Genomic DNA, 13,711 nt, shown 5'->3' on the forward strand with positions numbered 1-13,711 from the left:
ATGGCATTAGCAATAACAGATGCTACTTTTGACGAAGTAGTTTTACAATCAGACAAACCAGTAGTAGTAGATTTTTGGGCAGCTTGGTGCGGACCATGTAGAATGGTTGGACCAGTTATTGACGAAATCGCAACCGAATATGACGGAAAAGCAGTAGTTGGAAAAGTTGACGTAGATGCAAACCAAGAATTTGCAGCAAAATATGGCGTTCGTAACATTCCAACGGTTTTAGTTTTCCAAAAAGGAGAAGTTGTAGGTCGTCAAGTTGGCGTTGCGCCAAAGAAAACCTATACCGATGCAATCGACGCATTGTTATAAAAAATAATGAAAGAGAATTTAAGAAGCCTGATTGTAAAGTCAGGCTTTTTTTGTTGCCACGGGTTTAAACTCGTGAAAAAAAATAAACCATAGTATTTTAATAAATTTTTATAAGATAGTTTATAAACCTTTCAATATCTTTGAAGTTATGAAGATAGAACAACAAAAAGAAATCATATCAGGATTTAAACATTTGGAGCTTTTAGCAAACCAAGTAGTTGAAGGATTTATTTCCGGAATGCACAAATCACCATTTCACGGATTTTCAGCCGAATTTGCCGAACACAAAATCTATAATTCAGGCGAAAGCACAAAAAATATTGATTGGAAACTTTTTGCTAAAACCGACCGATTATACACCAAAAGATATCAAGAAGAAACCAATCTTCGTTGTCATTTAATCATTGATAATTCGTCGTCGATGCATTATCCAAAACTGAATAATAACGATTTGTTTTTTCACAATAAAATAGGATTTTCCGTTTTAGCATCGGCAGTTTTAATGAATTTGCTAAAAAAACAACGTGATGCCGTTGGGTTAAGCGTCTATTCAGATAAATACGAATATTATGCACCCGAAAAAGGAAGCGATCGACACCATAGAATGATTTTGAACACCTTGGAAAATCTGCTTGAAAATCCAAAAGAAGCAAAATCCACCGATACGATAACCTATCTTCATCAAATAGCTGAGAAAGTACATCGTCGTTCAATGATAATTCTCTTTACCGATATGTTTCAAAACACAGCCGATAAAGAAAAACTTTTCAATGCATTACAACATTTAAAACACAACAAACATAAAGTCGTAATTTTTCATGTTTATGATAAAAAAACCGAAATCAATTTTGATTTTGACAACGCGCCACGAAAATTTATCGACTTAGAAACAGGAGAACAAATCAATATTTTTGCCGATAACATCAAAGAAGCATACGAAGAGCAAGTCAATTTATACTTTAAAGACATTGCAATGACCTGCGCTCAGAACAAAATTAAGTACGTTCCAGTAGCTGTTGAAGAAAATTTTGAAAAAATTTTAACGACATATTTAGTTGAAAAACAAATGTTTGGTTAGTTGGGTAAAAAAAAGTCAATATTTTTTTTCAAAAAAAGTTGCATAACTAAAAAAGCGTTGTATATTTGCAACCGCAATAAAGCAAAGGTTTGGTAGTTCAGTTGGTTAGAATACATGCCTGTCACGCATGGGGTCGCGGGTTCGAGTCCCGTCCAGACCGCTAAATTGGAAGAAAGGTTTTCAGAAATGAAAACCTTTTTTGCCCAAAAAGCATTTAAGATTAGTTGTGTTGTTTCGATACGAATTTGTAACTCGTATCACGGTTTAGTAGTTAGACCAATGAAAAGCTCTCCACTTTTGTGGATGGCTTTTTTGTTTTTTATGTCATTTGTTGTTTATGAAACGTCTGTTTATTAATTTGTGTAAATTTGTGTAATTCGTGGCTTTTAAAAAAAAGTTGTATCAAATTCACTTTAAACAAAATTCTTCACCGCGATATAGATATAAAGAATAAGAAATGAAAAGCAGACTACAAACTTCATAAAGGTAGAAACCAAAAACCCAATAAACGAACCAAAAGCAGCTTTCAGTGCGCCATTTGTATCTTTAGAATTATAAAGTATTTCTCCAACAAACGCACCAACAAAAGGTCCAACAACAAAACCTATCGGCGGAAAAAACAACCCAATAAGTAACCCAATATTCGTTCCCCAAACACCATATTTTGTTCCGCCAAACGTTTTCGTTCCTTTCGCAGGAATAATATAATCAGCAACAGTTATAAAAACCGTAATCAAAAACGTAATGCCCAAAACCCAATAATTTGCCTCAACCGTTTTGGTAAAATAAAGACACACAAAACCAAACCAACTCAAAGTTGGACCAGGCAAAACAGGCAAAAAACTACCAATCAATCCTAAAATCATAAGAATTAGCCCAACAATTAAAAGTAAAGTATCCATAGAAATTAAATTTTATTACATTTGGGAAATCTAAAACCCAATTTTCTTTCCAGTACTAAAATATGAGAAAATTTATTGCAATTCTTCTTTTGTCCAATCTCTTTTTCACTTCTTGTCAATTATTTGACAAAAAAGTGCCTAATGAAAAAGAATTATTGGATAAGCAACTAAAAGAAATCAATTGGAAAGAAGTCGACGAACTACCATCAGTATCAGATTGCGAAAAAATATCCGATGAAAATGCCCGAAAACAATGCTTTTTCGACTTTTTAACCGCAACAATAGAACAAAAATTAGCCATCGACACTTTACGAACTTTGTATCCGCAACTCGATACCATAGAAGTAAAAGTTACCGTTTTTCCCGATTCGAAAATCAGCTTCGAACCTCATTTTCCGCAGGATTCCGTGGCTTACGATACCATCAGGATTGACAGCATTCTTCGAGCGCGATTGGTCGATTTCCCTAAAATTAACCCAGCAATCAAAAGAGGAATTCCGGTTAAAACCCAATTCATTCTTCCAGTAATTATCAAGCAAGAATAAAATTTTCAGGAGCAGGTTCTTCGTCAATTAGCTACACGGCAGTCCGGCTGTTCGCTCTATCTTTTTCTTTTTTAAAAGAAAAAAGAAAAAGGATGCCGCTTCCATCCGGGCTATTTAGTAAACGTTCGGTCTTTCCAAGTAAACTTTCCAAGCAAAACCGAATAAATTCCTGTAAAACTGCTGTAAAACGGATAAATAATGCTACTAACAATCGGCAACAGAAATTTTCCTTTTCTTAAAAAGTCGTTCCCTTTAAAAAGTAAAATGTAATCAACTAAGTATTTCGTTAAAAACAATCCGATAAACAATTTCCAATCCAAACAACCGCAAACCGTAAACCACAAACCGCAAATCAAACTCAAATTAGCTAACAAGACAGCGACAGCCAAAATTTTGGCATAATTGTTTTTGTAACCAGTCGTTTTGCTTGCCCAACGAACGCGTTGCATAAAAAAAGCAAACAAATCATTTTCGGGTTTTGTTTTAACAATAACATCACGATGCTTTAAATAAGAAACTTTTTCGTTGGAATGAATTGCTTTTTGGAGCAAAAAAACATCATCGCCACTAGCCATTTTGTTGTTTCCGTTGAAACCGTCCAATTTTTTGAAAATTTTCTTAGTGTAAGCAAAATTGGCACCATTGCACATAAATGGTTTTTTAATCCCAAAACTTCCAATAGTTGTAGCTTGCAAACTCAATAAATCCAATTGTTGTAAATGGTGAAACCAGTTGTTTTTCGTTTTATAAATCACTGGACAAACAATCATTTCGGTTTGATTTTGCTGTATGAAATTATCAATAGTTTGCAACCAATTTTTTGGAACAATACAATCCGCATCGGTAGTAATAATCCAAGGATTTTTAGCAATTGGCATGGCTCGTGCAATCGCATCTTTTTTGGGTGAATTGGATAAACGCAGGTTTTCCAAAAGTGTTGTATCAATATCGTCATTTTGCATTCGCCATTGGATACAAATCCTTTCCGATAAATCGCTGGAAAAATCATCTACTAAAATAATTTCGATCAATTCGTGAGGATAATTCAACTTTGAAAAAGAACCCAAAAGCTTCGATAGATTTTTTTCTTCATTCCTAAAAGGAACAATAATAGTAAAAGCAGTTGTTGGAGTTTTATCTGTTTTTGCAAATGATTTTACCTTGTTAAAACCAAAAATCAGTTGGAGAATAAATCCAATGTAAAATAGTAGAATGCAAAATAGTATAATCTCAATCATGATGTTTTAAATTTTTGAACACAAATTAATTTGTGATAATTTGTGAAATTTGTGTCTATTTTTTTAAGTTTTCTTCGTTTTAAAAGTCAAAACAAAATAACTTCCAATAATTACCGGTAAAACAACATTCAAAAACCACATTAATGTCGAAATAAACACGACAATCCAATCGCTAACGCCTAATCTTCCAAAGAAAAATATCGCAACGCTTCCTTTTACAGCAAAGTCCAAAAACTGAAAACTTGGTAATGAAGAAGCTAAAAAATAAACGGCTGCAATACTTGAAATCAATGTAATATAAGGTAAATCTACACCAAATAGAACAAATAAAAAATAATATTGATGCGAAAAAACTAAATAGCGACAAATAGCCAAACCGATGTTTTTGTTATGAATAGCTTTTGGAATTTCGTTAATTTTCTGAATTAGTTTTTCAATTGAATAACCTTTGATTTTAATTTTTTTGGTAAAAAAAGAAAATAAAATCAAGAAAACAGCCAAACCAATGATGGCAAAACTCCATTTCCAATAACCCAAAACAAATAACCCAATCGTTCCAAACGCAACCGACAAAATCATTTGAATTCCGTTGCAGATTAAGTTAAGAAATATGACTTTTTTGGTTTCATTTTTATTGAAAAATAATGCTTTTCCGGCATATTCGCCAAGTCCATTTGGAGTAAAAATTCCGGCAGTCAATGCGCCAAGAACTTGTTTTGAGCTTTCGCCAAGGCTAATCGGTTTTATCACTTTTACCAAATTTTGCCATTTCAGGATTTCAAAAAAACGGTTCGCAACACTGAAAAGTAACAAAATAAAAACACTGATAAAAGTAGCTTTTTCTTCAATCAATTGTCCAAATTTTTCCCAATCAAGACTTTTGTCATTGGCTAATCGGTCGTAAATAAAATAAAATGCGCCAAGAACAATCAAAAGTTTGACAATAAAAACACTGAATTGTTTAGCTTTGTGAGGAATTGAAATCATTGGTGCAAAGTAAATGAAAAACTATCAGAAATTTGTGAGATTTAAAGTCTGTTAGTTATAAATTAGTGAAATAATACGGATCATGAATTTGTGAAAATTTGTGTCTAAAAAATAAAATAATTGGCAAACGAAAGAATCATATTAGGAATTGATCCCGGAACAACCATAATGGGTTTTGGGTTGATAAAAGTTATCAATAAAAAGATGGAATTCATTCAATTGAACGAATTGATTTTGTCTAAATATGATGATCATTACACCAAGTTGAAAATCATTTTTGAGCGAACAATTGAGTTGATTGAAACCCATCATCCAGATGAAATTGCTATTGAAGCACCATTTTTTGGTAAAAATGTTCAGTCCATGTTGAAACTTGGTCGAGCGCAAGGTGTTGCTATGGCAGCAGGTTTGTCACGTCAAATTCCTATAACAGAATACGAACCTAAGAAAATAAAAATGGCAATCACAGGGAACGGAAATGCCAGCAAAGAACAGGTTGCTAAAATGCTACAACAACTTCTCGGATTGAAAGAATTACCCAAAAATCTTGATAGTACCGATGGTTTAGCTGCAGCCGTTTGTCATTTTTTCAACACGGGAAAAGTAATTGGCGAAAAAAGTTATTCCGGTTGGGATGCTTTTGTAAAACAAAATGAAAACAGAATTAGATAATTTTAAAATGTACCAATTTGAGAATTATTTTCTTTGCGGTAAACATTTTCAGATTTTCAAATCAATTAACTTTCAAATTTAAATGTCAGGAATCTATATTCACATACCATTCTGCAAGCAAGCTTGTCATTATTGCGATTTTCATTTTTCGACTTCATTGAAGAAAAAAGATGAAATGGTTTTGGCATTGGCAAAAGAAATTGAGTTGCGAAAAAACGAATTTGAAAATGATGTTGTGGAAACCATTTATTTTGGTGGCGGAACGCCGAGTATTTTAGAAATTTCAGATATAAAATTGTTGATTGATACAGTTTATTCCAATTATAAAGTGGTTGGAAATCCTGAAATCACTATAGAAGCTAATCCAGATGATTTGTCTCCAAGTTTGTCATTCCGTAGGAATCTTTTTGAAGAACTCAAAGCGATTGGAGTAAACCGTCTTTCTATCGGAATTCAATCGTTTTTTGAAGATGATTTACAACTGATGAATCGTGCTCATAATGCCGATGAAGCCAAAAGATGTCTAGAATTTGCTACGCAATATTTCGATAATATTTCCATTGATTTGATTTATGGAATGCCAAATATGAGCAACGAAAAATGGTTGCAAAACATCGAAACTGCTTTGTCCTTTAATGTTCCGCATATTTCCAGTTATGCTTTGACGGTTGAACCCAAAACCGCTTTGAAAAAATTAATACAAACTGGAAAAATCGACGAACCAAAGGACGAAGTTGCCCAAGAACATTTTCAAGTTTTAGTCGATAAACTATCAGAAAATGGATTTATTCACTACGAGTTATCGAATTTTGGGAAAGAAAATTACTTTTCCAAAAATAATTCGGCGTATTGGTTGGGAAAAAAATACATTGGAATTGGACCTTCAGCGCATAGTTTTAACGGAACTTCAAGAAGTTGGAATATTTCGAATAATTCAATTTATCTAAAATCAATAGCTGAAAATAAATTACCATCAGAAACGGAAATTTTATCCAAAAACGACAGATACAACGAATATGTTATGACGGGTTTACGAACCATTTGGGGAATTTCTTTGGATAAAGTGGAGAAAGAATTCGGAACGGATTTTCTAGAATATCTTTTGAAACAATCTGAAAAATTTATTGCTGATGATTTACTTTATCTTGATGAAAAGATTTTAAAACCAACCTCAAAAGGAAAGTTTCTTTGTGATGGAATTGCAAGTGACTTGTTTTTGTTAAATTTGGAATGATTATTAACCACTAAGAACACGAAGAAAGCACAAAGAAACACAAAGCTTTGTGAACTTAGTGAAAACCTTGTGACCTTCGTGGTTAGAATTTATGATAGCTAAAATCCAAAATTTCCAAATCGACCTGTCAAAACCCATTGATATTTCTATTCCATTGACCAATTCCGATAAAAATCCGATTGCATGGTATATCGAAAAACCTGAAATTGAACCCGTAAAATTTGGTGATTGGGTTGGAAAAGTTTCCGAAGGAAGTTCGACCAATTTTAATAATATTTTCTTCAATCCACACGGACACGGAACGCACACGGAATGTCTCGGACATATCACGCGAGAATTTTATTCGATAAATCAATGTTTGAAACAATTTTTCTTTACGGCAGAATTGATTTCGATTACACCAGAAAACATAAATGATGATTTAGTAATTACAAAAGAGCAAATTCAACAGTATTTTGTCATTTCGACGAAGGAGAAATCACATAATAATTGGATTAATCCAGAAGCATTAATCATAAGAACTTTACCTAATTTAGAGTCCAAAAAACATAAAAACTATTCGCATACCAATCCGCCATATCTTTCGGAAGAAGCAGCGATTTTCATTCGAGAAATCGGAATAAAGCATCTTTTAATTGATTTGCCAAGTGTTGATAGAGAAGAAGATGAAGGCAAATTATTGGCACATAAAGCATTTTGGAATGTAAAAGATGTTACTAATTTGAATGATGATGCACGAATGGATTGCACGATTACCGAAATGATTTTTGTTCCCAATGAAATTCCTGATGGAAGTTATATTCTAAATATTCAGATAGCGTCATTTGAAAATGATGCATCGCCAAGTAAACCGATTTTGTATAAAGTACAAGCTAATCACTAATTACTGTTCACTAATCACTCAAAAAAAATGAACATCCAGCAACTATATGAATTTTGTCTTTCCAAGAAAGGAGTAACCGAACATTTTCCGTTTGATGAAGATACATTAGTCTTTAAAGTTGGTGGAAAAATGTTTTGTCTTACATCATTAAAAGAATGGGAAAAAGGAACTCCATCATTAAATTTAAAATGCGAACCAGAACGAGCTTTGGAACTTCGTGCTGAATATGAAGCGATAAATCCGGGTTATCATATGAGTAAAATCCATTGGAATACAGTTGGTTTTAATAGTGATGTTTCCGATAAAATGATGCTTGAACTGATAAATCATTCTTATGAATTAGTTTTCAAAAGTTTAACCAAAAAAATTCAAAACGAAATTCTTGAAAATGAGAATTAGGCATTACTTTTGCAATGAATTTTAGACATAAAATAAAGCCATGTTAGATAATTTAAAGAAAATATTAAACGAAGACCAAGATCCAAAAGCAATTGAAAAGATTACTTCAAAGTTGGATAATCTATTGATGTCCAATGAAGAAATTGGATACATTGCAGTTCAAAAAAAACCAGCGGTAACTATTTTACCCGATAGTATTGTGGTAACCAATAAACGAATTATTCTTTGTAAGCCAAAAAATCTCGGATTATCGATGGAATTTGTTGATTATGATTGGGATGATATTGCAGCAAGTTTTGTAAAAGAAGGAATTTTGGGTGCAGAATTCACTTTTTCAACTAAGTCTGATTTGACACATACAGTAGATTATTTGCCAAAAAATCAAGCGCGAAAATTATATACTTTTGCCAAAGAACAATTGGATTTATTAAAAAATCCGGTTGTAAATACACCAATCGTTGAAGAAAAAGTTTCTATTGAAACAACTCCAGTTGAAATCATTGAAGAAGCAGAAGTTGTTGAAGAAATTCAAGCAGAAGAAGTAACTAGTTTTGCTGAAATTATTCCGGTAGCACAATCAGGATTTAGAGATGAAAAGCAGTTTCCCGACGAAAAAGTTGAAACCGAAAAAGGTTTAGCTGATTTGTCTCAGGATGAGTTGTTTGAAAAACTTCAAAACTATAAAAAACTGTTAGACAACGGATTAATTCTTCAAGGAGAATATGATAAACTGAAAGCTGAGATTATAAAGTGTATGTAGTTTTCTAACCACGAAGTTCACAAAGTTTTTTAAATACAAAAACCTTATATTTTGAGTAATATAAGGTTTTTGTGTTCTTTGTGTTTGCTTAGTGTCTTCGTGGTTAGAACTACATTGATTTCTTCTGCTTTTCAACAAAACCGTCGGCTTGAAGTTTCAATAACTCGGTTGCACCTTTTTTCTTGTAATTGTATAATTCCTTGTCATCTTTGATGTCAGCATAAACTTTATCATAGATTTCGGCATCGGTTTTTCGTTGCAATTCACTTTGATAACGATTTTGAGCGATTACATTTTTAATTCCCATTTCGCCATCTTCTTGTTTGAAATCATATTCACCTTTTGGCGATAATAATTTGGCGATAATAGGCGAAGTTTCTATAGCTAAAAACAACAACATAATAAAAAATGAAGGCAACCAAGGCAATTTGTTCAAAGCATTAATTCTTGCCATCAATCCGTCGAAACCATCAATAATGGGTTGGGTTTCGGTTACTTTTTTGTCTAAATCAGCTTGTAGTGTTTTGGCTTTGGTTTCCAAATCGGCAATTTTGGTTTGATTGGTTGTTTTTAAAGCAGCCAAATCTTGCAAAGCCGCATCGTGTTTTTCACGTTTTTCTTTATAAACCGGACCTTTTCCTAGTTTTTTGGTTCCAGCAGTTCCTTCGGCTTCGGTGATGTAAGTTGAATATAAAGCGTTTACTTCTTTTTCTTTTTTAGTAATATCGCTTTTTAAACTGTCGATTTGCGCTTTGTTTTTATCTAAATCCGATTGAAAATAACCAGCAACTTGCTTTTTATTTGCCAAAGCCATTTCGTTTTTTTCTTTCAATAAAACTGTATTGATTTCTTTTTCAAAAATTTTGATTTCCAATGGTTTTGAAATTACGATAGCAATAATGATTGCCAAAATAATTCGTGGCGAAGCTTGAAGAAATTCATCCAGAAAATTATCTCTTTTTTTGATGGTAGAAACAATAAATCGGTCGAGATTGAAGATTAAAAATCCCCAAACTAATCCAAAAGCAACAGCAATAAATACGTTGTCAAAAACGGTAAATAAAGCATAAGAAGCAGCGATAAAAGCCATAACGGCTGTGAAGAAAACTGTGGCTCCAATTCCGGCATATTTGTTTTGTTCGCCGTTGGAACAACCGTTCACAATGTCAGTATCGACACCAGAACAAAGAAGAAAAAAACGTTTTAACATGATTGATTGATTTTATGATGATTGATGATATACAAATATAACGCCAAAAAATAATATTTATTGTAAACGATTGATTTTTAGAAGAGAATTTATTCTAAAATTAAAATTTTGACAAATAAAAAACCTCATAAAACAGTGCGAATTATGAGGTTTTTAGATAGTTATTTTTTTTAAATCAATACTGATAACTAATTGGTTCGTCCCAACCATCAATATTTAAAATGACCTGATTTTGTCCATCAACTTGAAATGGAGCTAAATCAAAAGAAATCGTTTTTTGGAAAACCGCTAAACAAGCTTCTTCGTTGTCAAGTTCAACTTTTACAAGTCTTTGCACAGGAAATGATTCTAAAATGCTGGTTGAGCTTATAAGTTCCATATCCCAGTTATCGCTACTGCATCCGCTTGAACTAACACTAACCGATAAACAATCGCCGTTCAAAACTACGTTTGTTATCATATAATTGGCAGTTATAACATCTTGAAAGTTATCGTCGTTAAAAACTAACGCTTGCTTATCACAATTGGAGTTAACCGTTTTTTTATCGTCATCAGAACACGAAATAGTTACTAAAAAAAGGCAACTTAATAGGGTTAAAAAATGTTTCATAATGGTTAGGTTTTGCTTTAAAGATACATTTTTATTAAAAAAGTTGCGTCTACATTTCAATTTCTGAGACTAATTCGCCTTTTTCATATTTTTTTATCCCGATGATTTTTCCGTTTTCATCAAAGAAAATCCAATCTCCAGTTAGATACCAATGTGTTTCATTGTTTTCTTCCATTATCATCGATTTTCCGATGGAAGTTGTTCTTCCTTTTTCGTTAAAAGTTTTAATATGACAAATATTATCCTCGTATTTTTCAATTTTAACGAGTTTGCCATTTTCAAAATATTTCCAAGTTTTGATTTCCTGACTTTGCTTGTATTTTCCTTTTGATTTATATAAAACGCCGTTTACAGTATCTTTAAAAACCCATTTTCCTTCCCGATGATGGTTGATGGTTTTATTGGTTTTGCAACTAATTGTAATTGCTAACAGCAAAAGAAGAAATACAAATCGAAAGATATTCATTAATTTGATATAGTTATAGGTAAAGAATAGGAAGTTCTTACTGGTTTATCATCAATTTTTCCTGGTTTCCATTTAGGAGAATTTTTTAGTATACGAACGGCTTCATCTCCAGTTCCAAAACCCATATCTTTTATTGTTTTTATATTAGACAATGAACCGTCCGCTTCTACAATAAAACTCATGAAAATTTTTCCTTTTAATTTGTTTTTGGTGATTTCTGCTGGAACTTTATAGTTTTTAGCTATGTATTTGTAAAAATCATCCATTCCACCTTCAAATTCTGGTTTTTCGGTTAAATCTGCGGTTGAATGCATTTCGTTGTTGGATGCAGATTTTGGTTCTAATTTTTCACCGTTTTTATTTATTCGATTTCCATATCGGTCAAAATAGTCTATTTCACCATTGTTGTCAGTAACATAAAAGCAGGTTTCATTATTAATTTTTATGTAGCCATTTTTATGTTTAGTTTTTCCATCGGTTTGAAAAGAACCTTTTTCATTAAAGTATTTATCTTCAATTTTTTCATAAATATTTCCGTTAATTGCTACTTTTTCTATTGCTTTTTTTGATTTTTTAATTGTGTCATTTTCTTTAGTTGTTGCTTCAGCTTTTACAGAAGACTTTTCATTTGGCATTAACATTAGTGCTTTTCCATCTTTCCAAATTATAATTTCATCGCCAGGATATTTTTTAATTTGTTTTCCCATATTGTTTTTTTCAAAATATGGTTGGGTATAAAACCAATATTGAAAAGGTTGTGGATGTTTTTTTGTTCGAGCATTTTTTAGGATTACGCTTCCCGAATAATGTGCAAAATCTTTTGGTTTATATTTGTTTAACTCATTGTTTGGAACATTTTTCCCATCTATCCATATTGCAAATTTCTTTGAATTTTTAAAATCGTTCATTTCTCGTATTGATGGTGATTTTTTTTCAAAAGGCTTTTGCATGCCAAGTAGTAAAGAAATTTCAATTTCTTTCTTTTCGTCTTCTGTAAGTTCTTCGTATTTTTTATCAAAAATTAATTTTCCATTTTTATTTTCATAATATTTGAAGCGAACACCTTTAAAATATTCTTCGGGATTAATGTTTTTGTCTTTTTTATTTATTGTACTTGCAATTGTTTGTTCTTCAGCTTTTTCTGTTTTGATAGGCTTTGTTTTCTCTTGTGCTACAATTTCTACACAGAAAAAATAAATCATCCCAACCAATATGGGTAAAATTGCGACTTTTTTTAGCAAAGCCAATGTTTTTGAAGTGTTTTTAGTCATCATGATTAATCGTTTTTTGGTTACTTGATAGTTAAGATTACTGGTTAGGAAAACGTGATTGATACTGTTTTTTTGTAATAATAAAGTTTGATAAAACGGAACATTATCACAGGATTTTATCACTTCTTCGTCAGCAAGGAATTCGTGGTTAAGTTGAATAGCTTTTTTGTAGAAATAAAACAACGGATTGAACCAAAAAATGGTTTTCAGCGTTTCAATAAATAGTATGTCGAACGTATGTTTTTGCGTTACGTGAACCAATTCATGCGTGTATAATTCATCTTCGATATTTCTGCTATTATAGTCGTCAAAATTGATAAAAATGGAATTCCAAAACGTGTGCGGAAGTACTTTTTCGTCCAATAAAACCAAATTGGCATTTTGATATTTTACCGATGGATTTGACTTGGTTTTTGAAATAAGTTCCAAAAGATTTTTGCCAAAACGGATGAAAAATCCAAATGTGATTAAACCATATAAACTCCAAATGATTAAAGGTAAAACCGAAGTTTCTTCTTCTACAAAAACCGCTTGACTAGGAATTAATCCTTCAACCATAACGGTTTCTGAAACTTCAACGGGAATTTCTTTTATGATTTCGAAGTTTAAAAACGGAATTAGCAATGAAATCACTATCGAGCTTAATAAATAAAATCTATTGAAGTGATGCATTTTTTCTTTTTCCAAAAGCAAATGATATGCAGCAAGAAATAGGGTTAAACAAACCGATGATGTTATAATAAAGTCTATCATTTTTTCTTTTTTTGAAGTTGAACGTCAATGATTTTTTTGAGTTCTTCCAATTCTTTTTCCGATAAATTGGTTTCGGTGGTGAAAAAGGAAGCAAACTGTGATGCCGAATTATCAAAGAAATTTTTAATTAATCCGTTAACGTGTTTCGAGAAATAATCCGATTTTTTGACTAATGGATAATATTCACGGGAATTACCAAACTCGTTGTAAGCAACAAATTTCTTATCAATCATTCGTTTCAAAAGCGTGGCAACGGTTGTTGTTGCAGGTTTTGGTTCAGGATAAGCTTCGAGTAAATCTTTCATAAAAGCTTTTTCCATTTTCCATAAATGTTCCATTACTTGTTCTTCGGCATTAGATAATTGCATTTCTATATTTTTAGAAT

General features: G+C 32.0%; 16 protein-coding genes and 1 tRNA gene. 9 read left to right on the forward strand and 8 right to left on the reverse strand.

Features of this window, described 5'->3' with window-relative positions:
• From trxA to G6042_RS09335, 3 genes are all read left to right on the forward strand, one after another.
• The gene (gene trxA, locus G6042_RS09325; protein WP_169524167.1) at positions 1-318 is read left to right on the forward strand and encodes a thioredoxin; all 318 of its coding nucleotides are present in this window, start codon (positions 1-3) and stop codon (positions 316-318) included.
• Positions 319-466: 148 nt separating this feature from the next.
• A complete protein-coding gene (locus G6042_RS09330) occupies positions 467-1,396 on the forward strand; it encodes a DUF58 domain-containing protein (protein WP_169524168.1) in 930 nt (309 codons plus the stop codon).
• 86 nt (positions 1,397-1,482) lie between these two features.
• A tRNA-Asp gene (locus G6042_RS09335) sits at positions 1,483-1,556 on the forward strand.
• A 253-nt stretch (positions 1,557-1,809) separates the two neighbouring features.
• On the opposite strand, the gene G6042_RS09340 is transcribed toward G6042_RS09335, so the two are convergent.
• Positions 1,810-2,298: a DUF456 domain-containing protein gene (locus tag G6042_RS09340; RefSeq protein WP_169524169.1), complete on the reverse strand. Its 489-nt coding sequence runs from the start codon at positions 2,296-2,298 to the stop codon at positions 1,810-1,812.
• Positions 2,299-2,360: 62 nt separating this feature from the next.
• Here G6042_RS09340 and G6042_RS09345 point away from each other — a divergent pair, with 62 nt between their 5' ends.
• Positions 2,361-2,843 (forward strand): hypothetical protein, encoded by a 483-nt coding sequence (locus G6042_RS09345; protein WP_169524170.1) that lies wholly within the window; start codon positions 2,361-2,363, stop codon positions 2,841-2,843.
• A 110-nt stretch (positions 2,844-2,953) separates the two neighbouring features.
• On the opposite strand, the gene G6042_RS09350 is transcribed toward G6042_RS09345, so the two are convergent.
• Positions 2,954-4,081: a glycosyltransferase gene (locus G6042_RS09350; protein WP_169524171.1), complete on the reverse strand. Its 1,128-nt coding sequence runs from the start codon at positions 4,079-4,081 to the stop codon at positions 2,954-2,956.
• 63 nt (positions 4,082-4,144) lie between these two features.
• Entirely contained in the window at positions 4,145-5,068 is a 924-nt protein-coding gene (locus tag G6042_RS09355) for a hypothetical protein (RefSeq protein WP_169524172.1), read from the reverse strand.
• A gap of 120 nt (positions 5,069-5,188) precedes the next feature.
• On the opposite strand from G6042_RS09355, the gene ruvC reads away from it, so the two are divergent.
• The 5 genes from ruvC (at position 5,189) to G6042_RS09380 (ending at position 9,016) form a co-directional block, all read left to right on the forward strand.
• Positions 5,189-5,740 (forward strand): crossover junction endodeoxyribonuclease RuvC, encoded by a 552-nt coding sequence (gene ruvC / locus G6042_RS09360; RefSeq protein ID WP_169524173.1) that lies wholly within the window; start codon positions 5,189-5,191, stop codon positions 5,738-5,740.
• Between the two features lie 82 nt (positions 5,741-5,822).
• Positions 5,823-6,974 carry a radical SAM family heme chaperone HemW gene (gene hemW / locus G6042_RS09365; RefSeq protein WP_169524174.1) on the forward strand — a complete coding sequence of 384 codons (1,152 nt, stop codon included), beginning with the start codon at positions 5,823-5,825 and terminating at the stop codon, positions 6,972-6,974.
• Positions 6,975-7,065: 91 nt separating this feature from the next.
• Positions 7,066-7,857 (forward strand): cyclase family protein, encoded by a 792-nt coding sequence (locus tag G6042_RS09370; RefSeq protein ID WP_169524175.1) that lies wholly within the window; start codon positions 7,066-7,068, stop codon positions 7,855-7,857.
• A 27-nt stretch (positions 7,858-7,884) separates the two neighbouring features.
• The gene (locus G6042_RS09375; protein ID WP_169524176.1) at positions 7,885-8,256 is read left to right on the forward strand and encodes an MmcQ/YjbR family DNA-binding protein; all 372 of its coding nucleotides are present in this window, start codon (positions 7,885-7,887) and stop codon (positions 8,254-8,256) included.
• A 40-nt stretch (positions 8,257-8,296) separates the two neighbouring features.
• Positions 8,297-9,016 carry a PH domain-containing protein gene (locus tag G6042_RS09380; protein WP_169524177.1) on the forward strand — a complete coding sequence of 240 codons (720 nt, stop codon included), beginning with the start codon at positions 8,297-8,299 and terminating at the stop codon, positions 9,014-9,016.
• 109 nt (positions 9,017-9,125) lie between these two features.
• Here the strand turns inward: G6042_RS09380 and G6042_RS09385 are convergent, their stop codons facing one another.
• The 5 genes from G6042_RS09385 to G6042_RS09405 form a co-directional block, all read right to left on the reverse strand.
• Positions 9,126-10,226 carry a DUF4407 domain-containing protein gene (locus G6042_RS09385; RefSeq protein WP_169524178.1) on the reverse strand — a complete coding sequence of 367 codons (1,101 nt, stop codon included), beginning with the start codon at positions 10,224-10,226 and terminating at the stop codon, positions 9,126-9,128.
• A gap of 175 nt (positions 10,227-10,401) precedes the next feature.
• Positions 10,402-10,836: a hypothetical protein gene (locus G6042_RS09390; protein WP_169524179.1), complete on the reverse strand. Its 435-nt coding sequence runs from the start codon at positions 10,834-10,836 to the stop codon at positions 10,402-10,404.
• Between the two features lie 49 nt (positions 10,837-10,885).
• Entirely contained in the window at positions 10,886-11,302 is a 417-nt protein-coding gene (locus tag G6042_RS09395) for a toxin-antitoxin system YwqK family antitoxin (RefSeq protein ID WP_169524180.1), read from the reverse strand.
• Complete coding sequence (locus G6042_RS09400; RefSeq protein WP_169524181.1) at positions 11,302-13,326, reverse strand: M56 family metallopeptidase; 2,025 nt, start codon at positions 13,324-13,326, stop codon at positions 11,302-11,304. Before G6042_RS09400 ends, G6042_RS09395 begins: the two co-directional genes overlap by 1 nt.
• Positions 13,323-13,694 carry a BlaI/MecI/CopY family transcriptional regulator gene (locus G6042_RS09405; protein ID WP_169524182.1) on the reverse strand — a complete coding sequence of 124 codons (372 nt, stop codon included), beginning with the start codon at positions 13,692-13,694 and terminating at the stop codon, positions 13,323-13,325. Before G6042_RS09405 ends, G6042_RS09400 begins: the two co-directional genes overlap by 4 nt.
• Positions 13,695-13,711: the final 17 nt, after the last annotated feature.

Source organism: Flavobacterium solisilvae (genome assembly GCF_012911605.1).
GTDB lineage: Bacteria > Bacteroidota > Bacteroidia > Flavobacteriales > Flavobacteriaceae > Flavobacterium > Flavobacterium solisilvae.